This is a genomic window from Pseudomonas sp. LAP_36 (assembly GCF_019456785.1).
GTDB classification, from domain to species: domain Bacteria; phylum Pseudomonadota; class Gammaproteobacteria; order Pseudomonadales; family Pseudomonadaceae; genus Aquipseudomonas; species Aquipseudomonas tritici.
In genome coordinates, this window is record NZ_JAHZMS010000007.1 from 94,262 (window position 1) to 117,074 (window position 22,813).

The 22,813-nt window shown below is 58.7% G+C and carries 22 protein-coding genes; 12 read left to right on the plus strand and 10 right to left on the minus strand.

What is annotated here, in order from left to right; translation table 11 throughout:
• Positions 1-198 precede the first annotated feature (198 nt).
• Entirely contained in the window at positions 199-468 is a 270-nt protein-coding gene (locus JBO08_RS21305) for a PepSY domain-containing protein (RefSeq protein ID WP_065876367.1), read from the minus strand.
• A gap of 143 nt (positions 469-611) precedes the next feature.
• On the opposite strand from JBO08_RS21305, the gene JBO08_RS21310 reads away from it, so the two are divergent.
• From JBO08_RS21310 to JBO08_RS21340, 7 genes are all read left to right on the plus strand, one after another.
• A complete protein-coding gene (locus tag JBO08_RS21310) occupies positions 612-1,607 on the plus strand; it encodes a FecR family protein (protein ID WP_065876368.1) in 996 nt (331 codons plus the stop codon).
• A 327-nt stretch (positions 1,608-1,934) separates the two neighbouring features.
• Positions 1,935-2,384, plus strand: a complete 450-nt coding sequence (locus tag JBO08_RS21315; protein ID WP_065876369.1) for a hypothetical protein — start codon at positions 1,935-1,937, stop codon at positions 2,382-2,384.
• Positions 2,384-2,935 (plus strand): adhesin, encoded by a 552-nt coding sequence (locus JBO08_RS21320; protein WP_065876370.1) that lies wholly within the window; start codon positions 2,384-2,386, stop codon positions 2,933-2,935. Before JBO08_RS21315 ends, JBO08_RS21320 begins: the two co-directional genes overlap by 1 nt.
• A 67-nt stretch (positions 2,936-3,002) precedes the next feature.
• Positions 3,003-3,740 (plus strand): hypothetical protein, encoded by a 738-nt coding sequence (locus JBO08_RS21325; RefSeq protein ID WP_065881575.1) that lies wholly within the window; start codon positions 3,003-3,005, stop codon positions 3,738-3,740.
• 75 nt (positions 3,741-3,815) lie between these two features.
• Positions 3,816-4,496 (plus strand): C39 family peptidase, encoded by a 681-nt coding sequence (locus JBO08_RS21330; RefSeq protein WP_065876372.1) that lies wholly within the window; start codon positions 3,816-3,818, stop codon positions 4,494-4,496.
• A gap of 38 nt (positions 4,497-4,534) precedes the next feature.
• A complete protein-coding gene (locus JBO08_RS21335) occupies positions 4,535-5,278 on the plus strand; it encodes a hypothetical protein (RefSeq protein WP_065889705.1) in 744 nt (247 codons plus the stop codon).
• Between the two features lie 49 nt (positions 5,279-5,327).
• Positions 5,328-6,632, plus strand: a complete 1,305-nt coding sequence (locus tag JBO08_RS21340; RefSeq protein WP_065876374.1) for a hypothetical protein — start codon at positions 5,328-5,330, stop codon at positions 6,630-6,632.
• 85 nt (positions 6,633-6,717) lie between these two features.
• Here the strand turns inward: JBO08_RS21340 and JBO08_RS21345 are convergent, their stop codons facing one another.
• The gene (locus JBO08_RS21345; RefSeq protein WP_065876375.1) at positions 6,718-8,043 is read right to left on the minus strand and encodes a sigma-54 dependent transcriptional regulator; all 1,326 of its coding nucleotides are present in this window, start codon (positions 8,041-8,043) and stop codon (positions 6,718-6,720) included.
• Between the two features lie 343 nt (positions 8,044-8,386).
• Here JBO08_RS21345 and JBO08_RS21350 point away from each other — a divergent pair, with 343 nt between their 5' ends.
• Complete coding sequence (locus tag JBO08_RS21350; protein WP_065881580.1) at positions 8,387-8,647, plus strand: hypothetical protein; 261 nt, start codon at positions 8,387-8,389, stop codon at positions 8,645-8,647.
• A 66-nt stretch (positions 8,648-8,713) separates the two neighbouring features.
• Here JBO08_RS21350 and JBO08_RS21355 read toward each other — a convergent pair whose 3' ends face one another.
• Genes JBO08_RS21355 through gnd form a run of 3 tightly spaced genes read right to left on the minus strand, consistent with a single transcriptional unit; the run spans position 8,714 to position 12,038 of the window.
• Positions 8,714-9,538, minus strand: a complete 825-nt coding sequence (locus JBO08_RS21355; RefSeq protein ID WP_065876377.1) for a Cof-type HAD-IIB family hydrolase — start codon at positions 9,536-9,538, stop codon at positions 8,714-8,716.
• The gene (gene zwf, locus JBO08_RS21360; protein WP_065876378.1) at positions 9,535-11,058 is read right to left on the minus strand and encodes a glucose-6-phosphate dehydrogenase; all 1,524 of its coding nucleotides are present in this window, start codon (positions 11,056-11,058) and stop codon (positions 9,535-9,537) included. Before zwf ends, JBO08_RS21355 begins: the two co-directional genes overlap by 4 nt.
• Entirely contained in the window at positions 11,055-12,038 is a 984-nt protein-coding gene (gene gnd, locus JBO08_RS21365; RefSeq protein WP_065876379.1) for a phosphogluconate dehydrogenase (NAD(+)-dependent, decarboxylating), read from the minus strand. The genes zwf and gnd overlap by 4 nt, the downstream gene beginning before the upstream one ends.
• 270 nt (positions 12,039-12,308) lie before the next feature.
• Between gnd and JBO08_RS21370 the strand changes: the two genes are divergently transcribed.
• The 4 genes from JBO08_RS21370 to JBO08_RS21385 all read left to right on the plus strand — a co-directional run bounded on the left by JBO08_RS21370 (position 12,309) and on the right by JBO08_RS21385 (position 17,101).
• A complete protein-coding gene (locus JBO08_RS21370; protein ID WP_139113268.1) occupies positions 12,309-12,488 on the plus strand; it encodes a DUF6026 family protein in 180 nt (59 codons plus the stop codon).
• 160 nt (positions 12,489-12,648) lie between these two features.
• Positions 12,649-14,406 carry a phosphoethanolamine transferase CptA gene (locus JBO08_RS21375; RefSeq protein ID WP_065876380.1) on the plus strand — a complete coding sequence of 586 codons (1,758 nt, stop codon included), beginning with the start codon at positions 12,649-12,651 and terminating at the stop codon, positions 14,404-14,406.
• A 114-nt stretch (positions 14,407-14,520) separates the two neighbouring features.
• The gene (locus tag JBO08_RS21380) at positions 14,521-16,746 is read left to right on the plus strand and encodes a TonB-dependent siderophore receptor (RefSeq protein ID WP_220074924.1); all 2,226 of its coding nucleotides are present in this window, start codon (positions 14,521-14,523) and stop codon (positions 16,744-16,746) included.
• A gap of 151 nt (positions 16,747-16,897) precedes the next feature.
• The gene (locus JBO08_RS21385; RefSeq protein ID WP_065876382.1) at positions 16,898-17,101 is read left to right on the plus strand and encodes a hypothetical protein; all 204 of its coding nucleotides are present in this window, start codon (positions 16,898-16,900) and stop codon (positions 17,099-17,101) included.
• A 97-nt stretch (positions 17,102-17,198) separates the two neighbouring features.
• Here the strand turns inward: JBO08_RS21385 and JBO08_RS21390 are convergent, their stop codons facing one another.
• From JBO08_RS21390 to JBO08_RS21410, 5 genes are all read right to left on the minus strand, one after another.
• Positions 17,199-17,690 carry a GNAT family N-acetyltransferase gene (locus JBO08_RS21390; protein WP_065876383.1) on the minus strand — a complete coding sequence of 164 codons (492 nt, stop codon included), beginning with the start codon at positions 17,688-17,690 and terminating at the stop codon, positions 17,199-17,201.
• Positions 17,691-17,863: 173 nt separating this feature from the next.
• A complete protein-coding gene (gene zapE / locus JBO08_RS21395; protein ID WP_065876384.1) occupies positions 17,864-18,967 on the minus strand; it encodes a cell division protein ZapE in 1,104 nt (367 codons plus the stop codon).
• 80 nt (positions 18,968-19,047) lie between these two features.
• On the minus strand, positions 19,048-21,705 hold the full coding sequence (gene pepN / locus JBO08_RS21400) for an aminopeptidase N (RefSeq protein WP_065889701.1): 2,658 nt from the start codon (positions 21,703-21,705) through the stop codon (positions 19,048-19,050).
• A 14-nt stretch (positions 21,706-21,719) separates the two neighbouring features.
• Positions 21,720-22,550 carry a DUF2797 domain-containing protein gene (locus JBO08_RS21405; protein ID WP_065876386.1) on the minus strand — a complete coding sequence of 277 codons (831 nt, stop codon included), beginning with the start codon at positions 22,548-22,550 and terminating at the stop codon, positions 21,720-21,722.
• Positions 22,547-22,807 carry a YeaC family protein gene (locus JBO08_RS21410; RefSeq protein WP_049708657.1) on the minus strand — a complete coding sequence of 87 codons (261 nt, stop codon included), beginning with the start codon at positions 22,805-22,807 and terminating at the stop codon, positions 22,547-22,549. The genes JBO08_RS21405 and JBO08_RS21410 overlap by 4 nt, the downstream gene beginning before the upstream one ends.
• Positions 22,808-22,813: the final 6 nt, after the last annotated feature.

Genomic DNA, 22,813 nt, shown 5'->3' on the forward strand with positions numbered 1-22,813 from the left:
TGAGACAGAGCGCGCGCTGGGCTTGACCCTGAAGGATCTCGAGCAGCTGATGACTACACCGACACCGACGCCGCGCGTCAAAGCCGTGAGCCGCCTGTGGCCGTCGAAAAATGGGTAATTGAGAGGCTTGGGCAATCTGCCCCGTTGGCGTGTGTGCAAGCTGGGTCCGGGGGCCTGAACAGGCCCCCGAGGGGGGTATCAGTCTTTCTGGTCGCGCAGGATATTGCCCGAGGCGCCATCAATGCGGGCTTCATACACGGTGCCGTCAGACTTGCGGCCTTTGACTTCCCAGTAGCCATTGTCGTCTGCCTCGGCGGCGTACACCTCGACGTATCCGCCTTTGGTCTTGGCGACTTCAATCGCCTTCTCGATCGGGATCCAACCCGCCCCCGGCTTATCGGCAAGGGCTGCACCGGCGCTGATCAGCGCAGAGGTTGCACACAAAGCGACTAAGGTTTTCTTCAGCATTTTCGTACTCCATTGTGGGAAATGTCCTGAATTTCTTAGGTGCTTTCAAACGAGAATAAGTTCCAATTGATGTGCAATCGCCATGATGGCTGTTCTCGCGGTCCACCCTGGGAGGTTAGAATGTAAGAAATCAGGATGAGTTAATGAGCGAAAAGTCCATTTCAGAAGCCGAATATGACGCCATCACCGACGCCGCCGCGCATTGGTGCATGCGCCTGCACGCGGGTGATTGCACCGCGAGTGAGCGTCAGGCTTTTGCCCAATGGCACGATTCGCACCCGCTGCACGCCTTCGAATACGCGGCAATGCTGGAGATCTGGGACGTTGCGGACCACCTGCCACGCCACGACACCACACCGACGGTGGTGCCGTTCAAGCCCCGTAGCCGGTCGCGCCTCTATGCGGTGGCTGCGGCGATCTGCCTGGGCGCCCTGCCCCTGACCGCCTTCACTGGCTGGGAAGCCGGTTGGTTGCCCAGTTCCTATGAGCGCTTCGAGGCCGCTAATGACCTGCGCCAGGTCATCCTCGACGATGGCAGCCAGGTGGAACTCAACCTGGGTACCGAGTTGGTCTACAGCAACTACAAGGACCAACGTCGGGTCACGCTGAAAAAAGGCGAAGCGTTCTTCAAGGTCAGCCATGACAGCGCCCATCCGTTCATTGTGCACGCAGGCAATGGCCAGGTGCGTGTCACGGGTACCCAGTTCAACGTCTGGAAATATGAAGACCAGGTGCGGGTGATGTTGCTCGAAGGCTCGGTGCAGATTGCCAGCGACCAAGTCCACGGAAGCGTGCCCCTGACACCCGGCATGCAGGCCAGCTACCAGCAGGGTGATGCCACGCCACGCGTGCGCACGATCAACCCCAATGACACCGCGCTGGCCTGGCGCCAGGGCAAGCTGATCCTCGACAACCTGGCCCTGGCCGACGCGTTGCCGCTGATCAACCGCTACCTGAGCAAACCGGTGATGCTGGCCGACGCCACGACCGGTGCAATACGCATCGGTGGTATCTACAACATTGATGAGGTCAATAACCTCATTCCCTCCCTGCCCAAGGTTTTGCCGGTGTACTTGACCCAGAACCAGGACGGCAACCCCGTACTCAATTCTATTCCGCGTAAAACACCCAAAGGCTGACCCCTGCCTGCTCGCCTGGGCGCTGTCGCGACACAAGTGTCCATTTTTTTAACACCCCCCTGCCCTGAATCGCCCGTGCTCAGCGCATTCACCGTTTTGTCATACGTGTTGTTACAACGCTGATACAGCCAGTGAAGCGTTTGCGCAGTGGCTAAGTCTGTGGGCCCACGCAGGGTGCTGTTTCATGGATGAAACAGCGATGCCATCACTTTGCCCATCAATTCCCATAACACATTGAATACCAAGGCTAAATAAAAAGCGGCACGGCTTCTGCTCTATCCCTTACAGCGCTGTTTAGGGTCAGCGCGAAGAATAAGGAATGCCGCCGTGAATACATTCACTCAAGGTTCGATGAACGTTTTGCTGATCAGCTGTGCACTCAGTGCCGGCCTCAGTGTTCCGAGCTATGCGGGTGACGGCGTTATCGTGACTGGCCGCGACGTACAGGGCCACATGTATGGCCGATCTGCATTTGGCAAAGACCCCTACCCCTCCACCGCCAATGCCAACCCGAGCCGCGAGATCCTGGGGTCCACCGGCGAGCTCAGTGACATGGACATCGGTGGCATCAGCAGCGGCTCAAGCATCACCCACGCCATCATCCCAAACGGCAACATCCCCGGTTTGAATAATACCCAAGGCAGCGTGTCGACACTCGGTTCCGGCGCCGCCGTCAGCCATGGTGCAGGCGCCTCCGTGGGCGGGCAGATCAACGATTCGATCCAGCGTGGCATGGCCCCTCTGAACAACATCGGCAGCATGATGGGGGGCAAATAATGAAACGTTCCCTGCTGCTTCTGGCCCTGCTGGGCAGCGCGGCGGCCATGGCCGACAACACCGCGGTGATCAACAACAGCGGCAAAGACTACAACGGCAACGTAATGATCAACCAGGCGGCGGGCAATCAGCAGCAGATGGCCAACAACCGTGCCGTCGCACTCGGTGGCCAGGCCACCACCAGCAACATCCAGAACATGAACGGTAAGGTCGACCCCTCCCTGAACGCCAAGGCGTCGATCGAGGGCACTTCTTTTACCAATGGCAACGGCATGGTGGGCATCAACCAGTCCGCCGGGGCCAATAACCAATCAATCAATGCCGTGCGGATCAGCATCAACCCTGGCCCGCAAAGCATCGACGACAGCGTCCTGTTGCAACAGAACACGACGACGCTGGCAACCGACTCAGGGCTCACCCCCACCACTGGCAGCCGCCAGGTCGTGACAAGCGACCAGGCCTTCACCGGCAGCCGAGGAGTGATTCAGGTGAACCAGAGTGCAGGGGTGGGGAACCGAGTGGCTAACACCCTGGGCATCACTATCAAGTAACCGCTTGGTAGCACACGTTAGACCGTACCAACACTTAACCAACTAATTAGAAGCAAGGAGAAACACCATGAAACCTCAAATGGCTCTGAAACCAATGGTTTTCGCTCTCGCCGCACTCATGGCTGCCGCCGCTCAAGCTGGTGGCTGGCACCCAGCGCCTCAGCCAACCGGTACTGTTGCCGCCGTGGTTACGGATGTACAAAACAGCGCGGGCAACAAGTTCGACGACACCAAAACCGAAAATAACGCCTCTGCCGATGACTCGGTAACCGGGAACAGCGGTAACGTCGGTGTGAACGTTCAAGCCGGCAGCGGTAACCAGGCAGACAACTCTGGCGCCATCTCCAGCGCCAAAGGCGACTTCGCCACCGTGTTTGCCGTAGTCGATGTGAATCAAAACAGCGGCCTGAACAACTTCGTCAACAAAGGCACTCAAAACAACGCCTCCTTGGATAGATCGGCTAACGGTAACTCCGGCAACCTGGGCTACAACGGCCAGGCCGGTCAAGGCAACCAAGGCAAAAACAACCTGGCAATCACCACGGCTGATGGCAAAAACATCGCAGCCGCCGCCAACACCGAGCAAAACTCGCTCGCCAACAACTACCTCAATACCGCCGCTAGCGGGTACGGCCATTACGGCAAACCTCAATACGTGTCGAACAACTCCAGCGCCGACAACTCGATTAACCGCAACTCCGGCAACGTGGGTGTGAACCTTCAATCCGGTGCCGGCAACCAAGGCAGCAACAGCCTGTCGATCGGCCAGGGTTGCAGCGTCTGCGCCAGCGGCGTGCGCTTCTGATCCAACGGGGCCTTGGCAACAAGGCCCTTTTTTATTTCCTGGTTTTTGTATCAGTACCCAGCAGGTCATACGATCATGCGCTTAGCAACCCTCAGCCTCTTGATGCTGCTCACCGGCCCTACCTGGGCAGGCACCATGGCGATCTCCGCCATGCCTGGCGGTGCAGTCATCTACAAAAAGGTCGAGAGTATCCGTGAACGCCGGTTCGCCAACCTGGTGGAACAGAAAACCGATTTCAGCTGCGGTGCTGCGGCACTCGCCACCATCCTGCGCCAGGGCTATTGGCTCGACGTAGACGAAGACCACGTCATCAAAGGCATGCTGGTCAATGCAGACCAGGACCTGGTACGTACCCAGGGCTTTTCCATGCTGGACATGAAGCGCTACCTCGAAAGCATCGGCATGCGTGCCCGGGGCTACAAAATCGGGCCAGATACCCTGGCGACCGTGAAGATCCCCGTGGTGGTGTTGCTGGAAATTCGTGGCTACAAGCACTTCGTGGTGTTGCAGCGCGCGGACAAGGAGTGGGTCTATGTCGGTGACCCAGTGCTGGGCCACAAGCGCTATTCACACGACGACTTCGTCAAAGGCTGGAATGGCATCGTCTTCGCCGTGCTGGGTGAAGGCTACGACAAGGCCAACGCCTTGCTTGACCCGCCCACGCCACTGACCGCCAAGAACCAGTTGAATGAGTTCAGGCCCGTAGGCGATGCCGAGCTGATGGACTTCGGTTTCATCCAGAGCGACTTCTTCTAAGAAGCGCAACAAGGGGCAGGACGCTCCAGGAGCAAGAGATGAACACTTCCCGTTGGCTGACGGTCTTGTGTCTGGCAGCCTCAATGCCCGCTTATGCTTCATCGGGGTTCAAGCCGATTGAGCTCAAGGATTCGGAAATGGCCGAACTGCGCGGCCGGTATGTGATGCCGGGGCGGATTATCAGTTTCGGTATTGTCATGAGCAGCACCTGGACCAATGCCATAGGCGACACCATCACCGGCAAGGCCAGCATGCAAGTCGACTCGTCCACCCTCACACCGCAGTTTTACGTGCAGACCACCGGCTCGTCCGGCACGGGCACCCACCAGAATACCGGCACCGGTAACGTGGTCGGGGGCGCAGGCCTGGGCACCGGCACGGGCGTGACCCAAAGCGTACGCACCGCCGGCGATGGCAACACCGCCTACAACAATGTCGGTATCAACGTCACAGAGAATGGCTTCGCCCCGTCCAACATCGTGCAATCGGGGCAAGTGCTGGTGGCAGGTGGCACAGTCAGCGGCGACAGCGCGGCCGGCCGTGTGAGCGTATCGGCCAACAATGGCGGCTTGCAGATGGCGATCCAAGGCAATCATAACCAGGGCAACAGCCTCCAGCAGATTGGCGGCGGGCAAGTGCTCCAAGGCACGGTGTTGACCGGCGATAGAAACTTCGTCACCAACATGACCCAGCTCAATGTGGTGATGAACAACGGCCTGACCAACCCGGCATTGAACTGCAATCTGGACCAACTCAAAGGCCTACGTACTCTCGGGTATTGAACTACGCTGACCCTCGACACTTTCGCATTAGAAAAGGACGGCTTATTTCATGCATCGATCGTTATCGCTACGCGCGGTGGTCTGTTTAAGTACGCTCTTGCCCGCATCCATGTTGTATGCCGCGCCAGACGCCGATATCGAAACCCTCAAACAGGAACTTCTGGAACTCAAGCAGCGGTACGAAGTACAACAAAAAGCCTTGGCGGTGTTGGAGCAGCGGGTTCGTCAAGTCGAGGACCAACCGGCCACACCGGCGCCCAAACGCCTGGCCAAATCCCCGGCAGACTTTCAGAAGGCCAGCGGCACAACTGTCGCCGGTACCGGCGCGGCAGCGGCATCAGGCGGTGCGGGAGGTGGTGGCAGTTCCTACGGTCAGTCGCTCAAGGACGATTCGGCGCCGGCGCAAAGCGTGAGCAACCTCTACAACGAGGCCAGCGGCTTTTTTGGCAATGGCAAGTTCAGCTTTGAAACCGGTGTGACCTATGCGCGCTACGACGCTCGCCAACTTACGCTCAACGGCTTCCTGGCGCTGGACTCGATCTTCCTGGGCAATATCAACCTGGACCGGATCAAGTCGGATAACTGGACCCTGGACCTGACCGGCCGCTACAACGTCGACAACCGTTGGCAGTTCGACGTGAACGTGCCGGTGGTGTACCGCGAATCGACCTACCAGTCCGGCGGTGCCGGCAACAACGCCAACGCCACCTCGGAAGAATCGGTGAGTCGAGACCCGACCATCGGCGACGTCAACTTCGGTGTGGCCTACAAGTTCCTCGACGAAACCCCGACCCTGCCGGATGCGGTGGTGTCGGTACGCGTCAAAGCGCCTACGGGCAAAGAACCGTTTGGCATCAAGCTGGTGCGGTCTACCGCCAACGACAACCTGTATGTGCCGGAAAACCTGCCTACGGGTAACGGGGTGTGGTCGATCACGCCGGGTATCTCGCTGGTCAAGACGTTCGACCCGGCCGTGCTGTTTGGCTCGCTGTCGTATACCCATAACTTCGAGGAGTCGTTTGACGATATCAGCAGTGACGTCAACCAGAAGGTCGGCGGCAAGGTCAGCCTGGGTGACAGCTTCCAGCTCGGCCTTGGTGTGGCCTTCGCGCTGAACGAGAAGATGAGTATGTCGTTCTCGGTGTCCGACCTGATCCAGCGCAAGAGCAAGCTTAAGCCTAACGGTGGGGACTGGCAGTCGGTGGTGTCCAGCGATGCCAACGCGGGTTACTTCAACGTGGGCATGACGATTGCGGCGACGGAAAACCTGACGATCGTGCCTAACCTGGCGATCGGGATGACGGATGATGCGCCGGACTTTACGTTTAGCCTGAAATTCCCGTACTACTTCTGACACCACGCAGCCCAAGTAAATACGGCGCACAAGGAAAAGCCCCGCAACGATAAGGGTCGTTGCGGGGCTTTTCGGTTTACCCGCCCTAGCGGATCTGGTGTTTGTGCAGCAACCGGTAGAACGTGGGCCGGGAAACGCCCAGTACACGGGCCGCCACACTCAAGTTGTCGCTGTGCCGATTGAGCACGTCGCACAGCGCCTGGCGTTCGGCGCGGTGCTTATAGTCTTCCAGTGTAGCCATGGGCGGCGAAATTGCCTGCTGGCCGTGCAACCCCAGATCAACGGCTTCGATCTGGCGTCCTTCGGCGAGCACCAGCCCGCGGCGTACGCGGTTGGCCAACTCGCGCACATTGCCAGGCCAAGAGTGCTCGCCCATCGCGACGAGGGCGTCATCACTGAAACTACGCGGGCGACGACCGGTTTCCTGACTGTAGAAACGTGAAAAGTGGTTGGCCAGCATCGCGATGTCGCCATGGCGGTCGCGCAACGGTGCGGTCACCACTTGCAGGACATTGAGGCGGTAATACAAGTCTTCGCGAAAGGTGCCCTTCTCCACCGCGGCTTCCAGGTCGACGTGGGTGGCGGCCAATACCCGCACATCCACCGGGATCGGCTGGCTGCCGCCGACCCGCTCGATCTGCTTTTCCTGGAGAAACCGCAAGAGATTGGCTTGCAGCTCCATCGGCAGATCGCCAATTTCATCCAGGAACAACGTGCCGCCATTGGCCGCCTCGATTCGCCCGACCTTGCGTTGATGGGCGCCGGTGAACGCACCTTTTTCATGGCCGAACAATTCGGATTGAATCAAGTGTTCAGGGATCGCACCGCAGTTGATCGCCACAAACGGCTTGGCATGCCGCTGGGATTGGCGATGAAGGGTCTTGGCCACCAGCTCTTTGCCGGTGCCGCTGTCGCCTCGAATCAACACGGGAGATTCGGTAGGCGCCAGTTTCGACAATAATTTGCGCAGTTCGCGAATGGGCCGGCTGTCACCGAGCAATTCGTGCTCGGGCTCGTCCACCGGGGTATGGCCCTTGCCCCGCAACCGTCCCATGCCAAAGGCACGGCCCAGGGTCACCTGCACGCGGGCGACGTCGAAGGGCAAGGTATGGAAGTCAAAGAACCATTCGCAGACAAAGTCACCGAAGTTCTGCAGCCGTAGCACATCCTGGTCGAGCACGGCGATCCATTCGGTCCCACTGCGGCCGATCAGCTCTTTGACGGCTTCGGGTCGTTCCAGGTGAGCGGGCTGCAAGCGCAGTAGGCCGACGTCGCAGGATCGGTCGCCCACCGCGTCCAAGCTGCAACTGTCGACTTCCCACCCCGCCGTGCGCAAACCGGGCAGCAGCCCGTGGCAGTCATCACAAGGATCAACTACTAGCAATCGGCGTTGAACGGGGGGTCCACCCATGACTGTTCCTTGGCGTCAAAATCATTAAATTTATTTAGAAACAACAGTTTGGAACGTCTGTTGCTAACCCTAGCAAGGTCTTGACGCAGTCCTTGTAACGTTTCGCTATAAGTCTGGGCAGAAAGCCATCTCCCTGCGTTCGAGCCGATAAAAGTTACGCGACGCTGAAACTTTCAATCAGCTTTCAAAACAGCCGCTTACATGACGTTAATCACTAAATGTTGAAAATAGTTGTTCTAATATGTGACCCGTACCCGGCCATCGTGCATCAGTACAAGTAACCCGCCGCACGGTCAGCCCAACCGCCGGCACTCACTTGAATGGGCAATGAGAGAGAACCCACATGAACGCCCCGCTCCGCATCAACGAAGCTCTTTTGATCGCAGACCGTGCCTTCCAACCCTTTCAGTGCGTGGCTTGGCACGATGGCAACGGCGCCCTGAGCCTGAGTGTCATCGACCGCACCAATACCCGCATCGGCAGCAAACAACTGTCCTCAAGTGCCTATACCGACCCGACGCAGTTGGAAAACTTGCTGTTGCAAGCCCGTGCCGAGCTCGATAAAGATGGCCATCAGTTGCAATCCTGGGCAATGCCCAAGTAATCCAACGCTGTAACTTGCGCTCATCGGTTTAAATGAGCGCAAGTTCAGTGTTAGAGCGAAAACCGCTTATCGCTTCGCGAGAATAAACCGCTCGATCGCTTCGGCAGCGCCGTCTTCGAGATTGCTGCCAGTGACCACACTGGCCTGGCGCTTGACGGTTTCTTCAGCCTGCCCCATGGCAATCGATAACGCGGCTACATGAAACATCGCCGGGTCATTGCCACCATCGCCGATAGCCGCCGTCTGCTCCAAGGGGACCCCAAGGTGCGCCGCCAGGGTTTTCAAGGCCTCGCCCTTGTTGGCCAACATCGCGGTGACATCCAGGTACACCGGTTGCGAGCGTGACACTTGGGCCAACCCCTGCACCTTGGGCTGCAGCTGCGCTTCCAGCTCCACCAGCAATTGCGTGTTGTTGCTGGCAGCGACAATCTTGTCGATCCGGTCCAGGTACGGCTCAAAACTCTCCACCACTACCGGCCCGTATCCCAGACCATCGGCTTCGCGCTGCTCCATCGGCCCTGGCGGGTCACGGCGCAGCCAGTCGCCATCGGCAAACACCCACACTTCCACCTCCGGCTCCGCTGAAAACAGCGCCAGGGTGACCAGCGCCGCTTCTGCCGGCAGATGGTGGGCGACCAGGATGCTGCCATCCGGGTTGATCAGCGTGCCACCGTTAAAGCCCGCCACCGGCACATCGATGCCGAAGGTTTCGATCAGGTGCAGCATGGCCTTGGGCGGTCGCCCGCTGGCCAGGCTGAAAAACACCCCACTGTCGCGCAAGGCGCGCACGGCATCGGCAGTGCGCTGGCTGAGGCTGTGATCAGGATGCAACAACGTGCCGTCCACATCACTGAGGATAAAACGGATGGGATGAATCGCTGCATCACTCATCCGAGGCTGTGCCAGGCACGGCCATCACGGGCCAGCAACGCATCGGCGGCTGCAGGCCCATCTTCACCCGCCTTGTAGGCCTGGATCCCGTCATCTTCCTGCCATGCATCGAGGAAGGGCTGCACGGCGCGCCAGCCGTTTTCGATGTTGTCCGCACGCTGGAACAAGGTCTGGTCGCCGGTCATGCAGTCGTAGATCAGGGTTTCGTACCCGGTCGAGGGCTGCATCTCGAAGAAGTCCTTGTAGGCAAAACCCAGCTGGATGTTGGCCATGTCCAGGGTCGGCCCGGGCTTTTTTGCCAGCAGGTCGAACCACATGCCTTCATTCGGCTGGATCTGGATTTTCAGGTAGGTGGGCTTGAGCTCATCGACTTCGGTATCGCGAAACTGTGCATAGGGTGCCGGCTTGAAGCAGATCACGATTTCGGTGTCGCGCACGCTCATGCGCTTGCCGGTGCGCAGGTAGAACGGCACGCCGACCCAGCGCCAGTTGTCGATCATCACCTTGAGGGCGACGAAGGTCTCAGTGCTGCTGTCAGGTGCAACGTTGGCTTCTTCGCGGTAACCCGGCAGTGGCTTACCGCCGATTTCACCGGCGGTGTACTGCCCGCGTACCGAGTTGGTCCGCGCATCTTCCAATGACCAGGGGCGTACGGCGCCAATCACCTTGGCTTTTTCACCGCGCACGGCGTCGGCACCAAAGGCGGCAGGTGGCTCCATCGCCACCATTGCCAGCAGTTGGAACAAGTGATTGGGTACCATGTCGCGCAGGGTGCCGGTCTTCTCGAAGAAATTGCCACGGGTTTCAACGCCGACGGTTTCGGCGGCGGTGATTTGCACGTGGTCGATGTAATGGTTGTTCCAGAACGCTTCGAACAGCACGTTGGAGAAACGGCTGATCATGATGTTCTGCACCGTCTCCTTGCCCAAGTAATGGTCGATGCGATAGATCTGCTTCTCGCTCATCACTTTGAGCAGGCTGGCATTCAGCGCTTCGGCGGTGGCCAGGTCGGAGCCGAAAGGTTTTTCGATCACCACGCGACGGAAGCTGTCATCGGTTTCCGTCAGCAGGCCAGCACTGCCCAGGCGCTGCACCACGTCGCTGAAAAAACGCGGTGCGGTGGCCAGGTAGAACACCGCGTTGCCGGTGCCGCTGTCGGCGATCTTCTTGCCGATGTCGGCGTAGGTGCTGTCGTCGAGAAAATCACCCTCGACGTAGCTGATGCCCTTGGCTAACTGCGCCCACAATTGTGGGTCCAGGGCGTTATCCGCATTCCCCTTGACCTTGCTCGCCGCTTCGGTGCGAATGAAGTCTTCAAGTTTCTTGGCGAAATCGGCGTCGCTGATCGCGTTGTGATCAACGCCGACGATGCGCAAGCCGTCGCCCAGCAGCCCATCACGACTGAGGTTGTACAGCGCCGGCATGAGCAGGCGCTTGACCAGGTCGCCATGGGCGCCAAACAGAAACAAGGTGGTCGGAGGTGCGGGTTCGGCCTTGGTTTTTTTGCCGTTGGCGGTCATTTTTTGGAAGTCTCCACGTGACCACCAAAGCCGAAGCGCATGGCTGAGAGCATTTTGTCACCGTACGTGCTCTGCTGGCGCGAGCGGAATCGGGCGAACAGCGAGGTGGACAGTACGGGCACTGGCACGGCTTGTTCCATGGCGGCTTCGATGGTCCAGCGGCCTTCGCCACTGTCGGCAACGGAACCGGAGTAACCGTCGAGTTTCGGGTCGGTGGCCAAGGCGTCGGCGGTCAGGTCCAGCAGCCAGGACGACACCACACTGCCACGGCGCCAGACTTCGGCAATATCGGCAACGTTCAGGTCGAAACGCTGGTCTTGCGGCAGGTTTTCCGAATTCTTGGTCTTGAGGATGTCAAAACCCTCGGCGAACGCCTGCATCATCCCGTATTCGATGCCATTGTGGATCATCTTGACGAAATGCCCGGAGCCCGCAGGGCCGGCGTGGATATAGCCCTGCTCGGCGCGAGGGTCAGCGCTGGCAGAACGGTCCTTGGTGCGCGGAATGTTGCCCAGGCCCGGGGCCAGGCTCTTGAAGATAGGATCAAGGCGCTGCACGGTCCCGGTATCGCCACCGATCATCATGCAGTAGCCACGCTCCAGGCCCCAGACGCCGCCGGAAGTACCGACGTCGACATAGTGCAGGCCTTTTTCCGCCAGCGCCTTGGCCCGGCGAACGTCGTCCTTATAGTTGGTGTTGCCGCCGTCGATGATTGCATCACCGTCTTCCAGCAGTGTGCTCAGTTCGTTGATGGTGTCTTCGGTAGGCGCGCCTGCCGGCAACATTACCCACACGGTGCGTGGCTTTTGCAGCCCGGCAACCAGGGCCTTAAGGTCAGCAACGCCAGTGGCGCCCTCTTCGCTCAAGCCTTTTACAAATGCTTCGTTACGGTCGTAAACAACGGTGGTATGCCCATTGAGCATCAGGCGCCGTGCAATATTCCCGCCCATGCGGCCTAGTCCAATAATCCCCAGTTGCATGTGCTGATGCTCCTAACTACTAAAAAATGTGTGACATAGTTTATAGCGCAATGAGGCTAATGAGGGTTAGTCCAGCGCGGATACCTGTAGTTTCATGACAAAAAATTTGCCATCATTTCAGCATCACTGCACAAAAAGTCACACGACCTTCAAAAATAAAAAAGTTCCATTGCTCGCAAAAAGAATTCAGAATTGCCCTGACTGCTGCCGAGAACCTCGACTCAAGCGTTCTGGCACACCGCGACACACTGGCTATTTGCGAGGTAAGCAATGAGCACTGCACAGATGAACCGTCCGCCACAGACCCTCTACGTCACCATTCGACGCGACGAGCTGCGCCAGTTGAAAGACGAACGCGAACAACTGCAGCAGGAAGTCATACGCCTGCGTTCGCACATCATCCAGGCCCAGTTGGATCAGCCTTCCGGCGCCCAGCCAGCGCTCTGCTAAACCCCGTCATCACTTTGTAAGATTACACCTACAAAAATCTCACAAAGTTTTCACACGTCCCTCCCGATACTCCCGCCCGAAGGGCCACCCCATGCAAGGGTGGCCTCTGTTGCGCGCAGCCCTGCGCGTCGACTGAAAAATTATCGGGTTGGAGCGCTGGATGGCGATGTTCGAACGCAGCACCAAGTCTGCGAAAAGCTTTGATTGGGCCGGTCTTGGCTGGCTATTCCTGTTTTTCTGGTACTTCTCGGGTATTACCCAACTGCTGATTCAGCTCAGTGGCACCTCTGGTTTCAGTGGTTTTCGCCAAGCGTTCTTCATGAGTGCGATCTGGCTGGCGCCACTGCTGATATTCCCCCGCCGTACACGCTTGTTCGCCGCCTTGATCGGTGTAGTCCTGTGGGCCTGCTCCATGGCCAGCCTGGGCTATTTCTTCATCTACCAGCAGGAATTTTCCCAAAGCGTCATCTTCATCATGTTCGAGTCGAACATCTCTGAAGCCGGTGAATACGCCACCCAATATTTCGCTTGGTGGATCGTGCTTGCGTTCATCGCCCACACCGCCGTGGCCATTTTCCTATGGACCCGCGTACGCCCGGTGTATCTGCCACGTGGCCAGGCGCTGCTCGCAGCCACGGCGATCCTGGTGGGCGTCATTGGTTACCCGCTGGTCAAGCAGATCGCCCGCAGCGACACAATGGACGATGCCATCGACCGCTTTGAATCGCGCATCGAACCCGCGGTGCCGTGGCAGATGATCGTCGCCTACCGCCGCTACACCGAGCAGTTGGACAACATGCAAGGCATGCTCGACAGCGCCAGCCAGATCCCGCCCCTCACAAACCTAAAGGACAGCATGGCCGGCCAGCCATCAACCCTGGTCCTAGTGATCGGCGAGTCCACCAACCGTCAGCGCATGAGCCTCTACGGCTACCCGCGTAACACCACGCCGGAGCTGGACAAACTGCGCGACCAACTGGCGGTGTTCGACAACGTCATCACCCCGCGCCCCTACACCATCGAAGCGCTGCAACAGGTATTGACCTTCGCTGACGAAGAGAACCCGGACCTGTACCTCAAGACGCCATCCATTGTCAGCGTGATGAAACAGGCCGGCTACAAGACCTACTGGATCACCAACCAACAGACCATGACGAAGCGCAACACCATGCTCACGACCTTTTCCGAACAGGCCGACGAGCAGGTGTACCTGAACAACAACCGCAACCAGAACGCCCGTCAATACGACGGCGACGTACTGGCGCCGTTTTCCAAGGCCCTGGCCGACCCGGCCGAGCGTAAGTTCATCGTGGTGCACCTGTTGGGCACCCACATGAGCTACCAGTATCGCTACCCGCAGACCTTCGATAAATTCACCGACCGCCAGGGCGTGCCGGCTGGGGTGACTGACGATCAACTGCCCACCTACAACAGCTATGACAATGCCGTGCTCTACAACGACTTTGTGGTGTCGAGCCTGATCAAGGACTACGCCAAGACCGATCCAAACGGTTTCCTGCTGTACTTGTCGGACCACGGCGAAGACGTGTTCGACTCGGCGGGCCACAGCACGCTGGGACGCAACGAAAGCAAGCCGACGGCGCCGATGTACACCATTCCGTTCATGGCCTACGCCTCACCAAAATGGCGTGAAAACCACGACTGGAGCTTTGCCGGCGACTTGCAACGGCCTTACAGCAGCTCGCAGCTGATTCATACGTGGGCCGACCTCGCCGGCCTGAGTTTCAACGAGTTGGACCGTACGAAAAGCCTGGTGAGCGACAGCTTCACGGCACGCCCGCAGATGATAGGCAACCCCTACCTGCGCCAACAAAAACCCCTGATTGACTTCAGCCTGATCAAGCCGAAAAAGGTAAGCCCGGCTGACGTAGTCTTCCAGGAACAGCCGGCGCCGTAACAGAAAGATAACAATCATTCTCGTTTAAGCCTAAAGTTCGCCCACTCCTTTCGTCTTTGAACCATGGCCTTTCCCGACCGGAAAGGCCAAAAAGACGACAAGGAGTCTTCTGCGATGTTTGCGCCTCTTACCCGCTCCATGACCTTCACCCTCGGCCTCTTCAGCGTGGTCGCGAGCCCGGATCTGTTGGCTGAAACCGACCCCGAACAGAAAACGTTCGAACTGGGCGCCACCAGCATCACCGCCGAAAGCCTTGGCGCCACCACTGAACACACGGGCGCCTACACGACCGGTTCGATGAGTACCGCCACCCGCCTTAACCTGTCCGTCAAGGAAACCCCGCAGTCGATCTCGGTGATCACTCGCCAACAGATGGATGATTTCAATCTCAATACGTTGACAGAGGTGCTGCGCCAGACCACGGGGGTCAACGTTCAGCACAACGACTCCGACCGCGTCTCCTACTCCTCGCGTGGTTATGGCATCAGCAACTACCAGATTGATGGGATGCTCAACACCTTTGGCTACATGAAATCCGATGCCGACACCATCATCTACGACCACATCGAGGTGGTTCGTGGTGCCACCGGCTTGACCACCGGCGCCGGCGACCCCTCCGCCACGGTCAATATGGTGCGCAAGCGCCCTACCGCTCAATGGCAGGCGCAAACCGGGGTAAAGGCCGGCAGCTACGACAACTACTACAGCTACATGGATGTGGGCGGTCCGCTGGCATTCGACGGCAAGCTGCGCGGGCGCACGGTGCTGGCCTACCGCGACAGCCAATCCTTGCGTGATAACTACGCGCTGCAACGGGCGGTTGGCTACGGCATTCTTGAAGCAGATTTATCAGATGAAACCGTACTGGCCGTAGGTTTTGATTACCAGAACAAGCAAGTGCAAGGCACGTCCTGGGGCACCGTGCCTTACTGGAATAGCCAGGGTGGCAAGGCCGGGCTGTCGCGCTCGACCAATATGGCGGCGCACTGGAGTTCCTGGCCGCTGACCGACAAGACAACCTTCGCCAGCCTCGATCATCGGCTGGGCGGTGATTGGCATTTAAAGGCAGCCTATACCCATCGCCAGAGCGACACGGATGGCAAGGTGTACTACGGCGGCGCGGGTTTCCCCAATGACGACCGCAGCGGCATGACTGCCTGGGCCAGCCACATGCGTGGCACCTCAAGAATGGAAGCTGTCGACCTCAACCTTGCCGGCAGCTACGCGTTGCTGGGCCGCGAACATGCACTGATGATGGGTTATGGCGAGGCCACGCAGCGGGACGTGTCCCCAGTGATGCGCAGCAGCATCCCAGGTGGCTACTACACGATCGACGACTGGAAATACATGGGCGGGATTGGCAAGTTCGGCGACACCGTTACCGACCTCAAGGGTGAACACAGCAGCAAGCAACAGAAAGCCGGCTACTTGGCCACGCGCTTGAGTCTCACCGAGCGCTTGCACGCCGTACTGGGCAGCCGCTATGGCAGTTGGGCGTTGGAGAGCTCGACGCCCGAATACGGTGACGATGATCAGTTGATCGCGGCCAACAAGACTCGCCAGACCCACAATGACCTGTGGACGCCTTACGCCGGCCTGCTCTACGACATCACGCCGGAATACACCGTCTACGCCAGCTACACCGACATATTCAAGCCGCAAAGCCTCAAGGACGTCAACCGCAAGTACCTGGAACCGGTGGTGGGCAGCAACTATGAGGTGGGTCTCAAGGGAAGTTTGCTGAAAGAACGCTTGAACGTGGCGGCAGCGTACTTCTGGAGCACACAGGACAACGTCGCTGAGCGGGATGAATCGGCCCTGCCTAACCCGACCACGGGTGAGGAGTACTACAAGTCCGGCGGCAAAGGTAACAAGGTCAACGGCTTCGAATTGGAGGTTGCCGGCGAAGTGATGCCGGACTGGAACCTGACGGCGGGCTACACCTACACCCACTCCGTTAATGGCTCGGACAAGCGCAACAACACCGGGCAGCCATTGAATTTGCTGAAGGTGTCCAGCGCCTACCGTTTGCCGGGGACGTGGCGAAACCTGACGGTGGGGGGGGCCGTCAACTGGCAGAGCGATATCTATGAGTTCAGCGACAGGCCTACAGGGCAACGTGTCGGTAATCGGCTGGTCACCGAACGGGCGAAGATCACCCAGCAGGCCTACGCAGTGGTCAACCTGATGTCCCGCTACCAGTTCGACGAACACGTTTCGGCGTCGATCAACATCAATAATCTATTTGATAAAAAATATTACGAACGCGTCGGCTTCTATAACGGCGTTTATTGGGGCGACCCGCGCGCTATCACGCTTGCGCTGGATTGGAAGCTTTAAAATACAGCTTATATGACCGCCAAGCTTAACAAAATCGTTAAGGTTGGCGGCTATCCCGTTAAGCTTCGCTTAATCCACCCTGCACATAATCGGCCCCACGAGTCTGATCCAAGAGAACAGACACCGATCACACTTTATGGGAATACCGACAATGAAAATCTCGACGCTGATACTTGCTGGCTTAATGACCTTGAGTTCCGCCGCCGCCTTTGCCGAAGGCGGTTCAGAGCGTTCCAAAGAGTTTTACGCTAACTTTAATTTCATGCAGGACAAGGCGCACGGCACAACCGAGCAAACGGCCTCCAGCGATGTAAAAAACTCGAAAAGCGATGACGCACAGCAACCAAAAAGTTGATGTACTGTAATACTCTTTGTCATTCCGCTCCGTTGACAAAGATTAACTTGGCGCCATGTAATGGCGCCTTTTTTATTGCCCGTCACACCCCTATTTTTTACAGCGACTTATTCCAAAACAACATGGCGCCATACGCGGGATCAAACTTAGCGCCATCAAATCCGAACTTGCGGTACGCGGCCTTCGCTACTTCATTGCCCTCAAGCACTTCCAGGGTAATCTTACAGCAACCGCGTTGACGGGCGATTTCCTCAACCTTCTGCAGCATTTTCTGACTCAAGCCCAAGCCACGGAACTGATCCATTACCACCACGTCATGGACGTTGACCAATGGGCGACAGGCGAAGGTCGAGAAACCTTCAAAACAATTCACCAACCCCGCCGGCTCTCCATTCACAAACGCCAACACGCTGAACGCGTGCGCACGCTTGGCTAATTCGGCCGGCAGTTGCGCTAGCAAATCCGGGTCCAGGCTGTGCCCACCCCCCATCGGATCTTCGGCGTAATGGTTGAGCACCAGCGAGATGGCTTCGGCATGCACGGCGTTGGTGTAGCTGGCTTGCAGCACCAGGATGTCAGGGGTGTCCATTTCCTTCCTCGATAACGGCAACAAGGGATTCGGTTCCCTTTGAGAGGCCCAATTGTAAGCGTGGAAGCACCGCCTGCTGAAGGAGATTAACTACAAATATGCGTTTGAAAACGCGAAGGTTGCGCCGGTAAAAAAGCGCGAATCATTCATTTGCGGATCTTTTCGCACACGCTTCAGCCGTAACGCTGCAACTGCATCTCTCGTAAGCGGCTCAGGGTGCGGCGGAAAGGAAATTCCAGGTAACCCTCGGTGTAGAGGCACTCCAACGGCACTTGAGCCTCCACATACAAAGGCACCCTGCGGTCGTAGCACTCATCCACCAAAGCAATGAACCGACGTACGCCGTTATCACGCACCGACAGCTGCGGCAATTCACGATCCCCGGCCGCTATGCGCTGGGCCCCGTCTTCGGTGCCACGGGCTATGCGGCCCGGGCGTTGTTGCGCGCTAAGGTCAGGCACCTCGCCCAGCAGGATCGCCTTGAAGCGATCGCACAGCAACATGAAGTCCATCGCCGCCAGAGGTTGCTCGCACAGGTCGGCGTAGCGGCACCAGAGCACGGTGTCGCAAGACTGCACGGCGACGATGGAACGATGCCCGACAACGACCGGTCCGCTATGCACCGCCTGCCCTGGGGCCAACTGTCTGAACACATCTGCCAGCGCGTCGGGCTGATTCACCCAATAGCGCTGAATGCCAACGCCTGGGTGTAAACGGTGATCCTCAGCGCCATCGACCGCGACCACCTGCATGTGCTGCTCTATCGCCGCAATGCCCGGTAACAGTCGATCGCGGTTGAAGCCATCGGCATACAACTGGTCAGGCGGTTGGTTAGAGGTGCACACCATCACCACGCCTTCCTTGAACATGACTTGAAACAAGCGCCCGAGAATGATTGCGTCACCGATATCACTTACAAACAACTCGTCAAAGCACAGCACGCGCACCTCCGCGCTCAGCTCCCGGGCCAGCGCCTGCAACGGATCGTGGGTGCCGGTCAGCTGGAACAGTCGCTGGTGCACCCACTTCATGAAGTGATGAAAATGCTGGCGTCGCGCGGGCACCCGCAGGCTTTGATAGAACTGGTCCATCAGCCAGGTCTTGCCACGGCCGACCGGGCCCCATAGGTATACGCCGGTGATCGGCGTGCGGCCTTTATGCAGGGCTTCATGGCAGGTTTGTAACGCGTCCACCGCGCGACGCTGGGCGTCGTCGGCAACGAAGCCCTGTTGGGCAATGGCGTATTGGTAGGCAGCGAGGGGCGAGTCAGAAGTCATGCCCGCCATTATGACCTACGGAGAAATCTACAGCCGTAAAAAACGGCCCGACAGGCCGTTTTTTCCTTCAGTGCAGTGACTCAGGCAAGGCTCTTGCTGACCACCTCAAACACATCACTCGACAGCTCGCCAGAGCCACGAATGCGTTCCAACTCCGCCTTCATCAGCGCCTGGCGCGCGCTGTCGTATTTACGCCAACGGGTCAGTGGCGCCAATTGGCGCGAAGCGATCTGCGGGTTAAAGGCATTGAGCTCGATCACCAAGTCCGCCAGGAAGCGATAACCCGAGCCGTCCGCTGCGTGGAAGTTGATCAGGTTCTGCCCGGCAAAGGCGCCGATCAAGGCGCGAACCTTGTTCGGATTCTTCAACGTGAACGCTGGGTGTTCCATCAACGCTTTGACCCGCGCCAGCCCACCCGGCAAGGTGCTGCCGGCCTGAACGCTGAACCACTGGTCCATGACCAGCGGGTTGTCCTTGAAGTTTTCGGCAAACACGGCCAGCGCCTGGGCCTTCTCCGCTTGGAACGGCGAATTCACCAGCACCGCCAGCGCGGTCAGGCGCTCGGTCATGTTGTCGCTGCTGTCGAACTGTTCAAGCGTCGCGGCCAGGACTTCCGGCTTGCCGCTGAGCATCAGGTACGACAGCGCGATGTTCTGCAACGCGCGACGGGCAAAATGCTCAGCCGCAGCCACATACGGCGTTTGCTTGGACAGCTCGCGATTGGCCTGGTAGCGCAGCCACAGTTCTTCATGCAGGTTGTCGGCCAGTTGCTTGCGCGCAAACTCACGGGCGGCGTGGATGGCATCCACATCCGCCACTTCGCTGATTTCGGTCAGGTAGGCTTCACCCGGCAACGATAGCATTTCCGCCACCATCGCCTGGTCCAGGCGTTCGTCGCTCAACACGCTGCGCAGCGCGGTGATCAAGCGCTGATCCATCTTCAACGCCTGGCCTTGTTGATGCTGACCAACCAGCTCCTGCAAGACCTGCACCGACAGCTGCTGACCGGCATCCCAACGATTGAAGCCATCGCTGTCATGCTGCATCAGGAACATCAGTTGATCGCGGTTGTACGGGAAGCTCAGCTTCACCGGCGCCGAGAAACCGCGCAGCAGCGAAGGCAAAGGCTGCTCAGGGATATCGACAAAAGTGAAGGTCTGCTCGGCCTCGGTCACCGAGATCACACGCGACGTGCCGCCCGCAACCGCTTCACCGGCCAGGCGCAAGGCGATACCCGCGCCCTTCCCGTCCAGCAAGCCCAATTCCACCGGGATCACGAACGGCAGTTTCTCTACCTTGTCCGGGGTTTCCGGGCAGCTCTGGCGGAAGGTCAGGCTGTAGGTCTTGGCCGCTGCGTCGTAGGACTCGCTCACCGCCAGGCGTGGCGTACCGGCCTGGCTGTACCAACGTTTGAACTGAGTCAGGTCGGCGCCGTTGGCATCTTCCATGGCCTTGATGAAGTCGTCGCAGGTCACAGCCTGGCCGTCATGACGTTCGAAATACAGGTCGCTGCCTTTACGGAAGCCTTCGGCGCCGAGCAGGGTGTGGATCATGCCGACCACTTCCGAGCCCTTTTCGTACACCGTCAGGGTGTAGAAGTTGGAGATTTCGATAAAGCTGTCCGGGCGCACGGCGTGAGCCATGGGGCCGGCGTCTTCGGCGAACTGGTGGGTACGCAGGTACGCCACATCCTGGATGCGCTTGACCGTGGCGGAGTTCATATCAGCCGAGAAGCCCGAATCACGGAATACCGTGAAGCCTTCCTTGAGCGACAGCTGGAACCAGTCACGACAGGTCACGCGGTTGCCCGACCAATTGTGGAAGTATTCGTGGGCAACGATCGCTTCCACCCGCTGGTGCGCGGCGTCGGTGGCGGTTTCGGCGCGGGCCAGCACGGCGCTGGAGTTGAAGATATTCAGGCCCTTGTTTTCCATGGCGCCCATGTTGAAGTCGTTCACCGCGACGATCATGAAGATGTCGAGGTCGTACTCACGGCCGTAGGTTTCTTCGTCCCAGCGCATGGATTTTTTCAGGCTGGTCATGGCGTGCTGGCACTTGTCGATGTTTTCCGGCTCGACGTAGATGCGCAGCGCCACAGTGCGGTCAGTCATGGTGGTGAAGGTGTCTTCAACACACCACAAATCACCGGCCACCAGGGCGAACAGGTAGGCAGGCTTCTTGAACGGGTCTTCCCAGGTCGCCCAGTGGCGGCCGTCTTCGCCGGGGCCGCTGGCGATCGGGTTGCCGTTGGACAGCAGGATCGGATAGCGGTGTTGCTCGGCGATCACCGTGGTGGTGAACGTGCTCATCACGTCCGGGCGGTCAAGGTAGTAAGTGATCTTGCGGAAGCCTTCGGCTTCGCACTGGGTGCAGAACATGCTGCCGGACTTGTACAAGCCTTCCAGGGCGGTGTTGGTTTCCGGGTGGATTTTTACCGTGGTATCCAGGGTAAACGTCGCACTCTGCGGATGCACCGTCAGGTGACTGTCGGTCAGTTGATAATCATCGGCCGTCAGTTCCTGATCGGCCAGGTTGACACTCAACAGCTCCAGTTGCTGGCCATCCAGCACCAGCGGCGGCAAACCGGCGCCGCGCTCCGGGTTGCGGCGCATCACCAGTTGCGCATGGACCAGGCTGTGGTCCTCGAACAACTCGAAGGTCAGGTGCGTCTCGTCAATCAGGTAGTCCGGCGCCTGATAGTCCTTCAGGTAAATCATCTTCGGTTGTTCGGTGCGCATGGGTGGCATCCTTTTTACTGATGCACGGCGAGCTGATAGGCCGTGTACTTGCGAATGTTGATTACGCCGGTGTCGAAGATCAGGTATTGGCCCTTGATCCCCAGCAGCGTGCCTTCGGCAATCGGGTTCTTGTCCAGGTTGAAGCTGACGATCTTGGTCGGATACTGCTCGACCGGGTAGCGGATTTCGATCGGTTCGATGTCGGCAATCGTTTGGATGGCCTGCAAGCCAAAGCGTTCCTGCAAACTCAGCAGGCCCTCGGCGCAGGAGGCGAACAGTTCGTCGCGCACGTGCTTGAGGTCGACAGGCTGGGCATCGCCTTTGAGCAGCGCGCGCCAGTTGGTCTTGTCGGCCACTTGGCTACGCAGCACGTCCTCGACGAAACCGGATTGCTGGCGGGTCGCCACGCGCATGATCGGCAGCGCTTGGCTCGCGCCCTGGTCCAGCCAGCGCGTCGGCAGTTGAGTGGCACGGGTGATGCCGACCTTGATCCCCGACGAATTCGCCAGGTAGACCACGTGGTCGGTCATGCAGAATTTCTCGCCCCAGCCTGGGTCGCGGCAGGTGCCGGCATCGTAATGGCAACGTTCGGGGCTCATGATGCACAGGTCACACTGGGCCAGCTTGGTCATGCACGGGTAGCAATACCCCTGGCTGAAGCTGGTCTTGGTCTTGCGGCCGCAATGGCTGCAATGGATGGCACCCAAGTATTCCAGGCGAATGTGCGTGCCGATCAACGGGTTGACTGGCACCTCGGCATCGCCCAGGCGAAACGCGTATTGAACGGTCGGCTCACCGAGTTGCGCCGACATCTTGCTGACTGCACCACGTCCAATTTCAATCAATGGATCGCGTCCGACTTGAACAGGATGTTCGGCACCGGCGCGGATTTGGACGCGCATTCCTGCGGCCCCATGTAGCCGGTGCGCTGGTCTTCCGGCAAGTTCTGGAGTTCCCAGGCGATCATGGCTTGCAGGGACAGCTCACGCTGTTCAGGGGACAGTTTGCGGCCATCGGACCACTTGCCGATTTCCACGGCGAGCTTGAGGCTCTCGTAGATGTCCGGGGTGATGTTTTCAATCATTTCAGCAAAAGAGGACATGAGGCT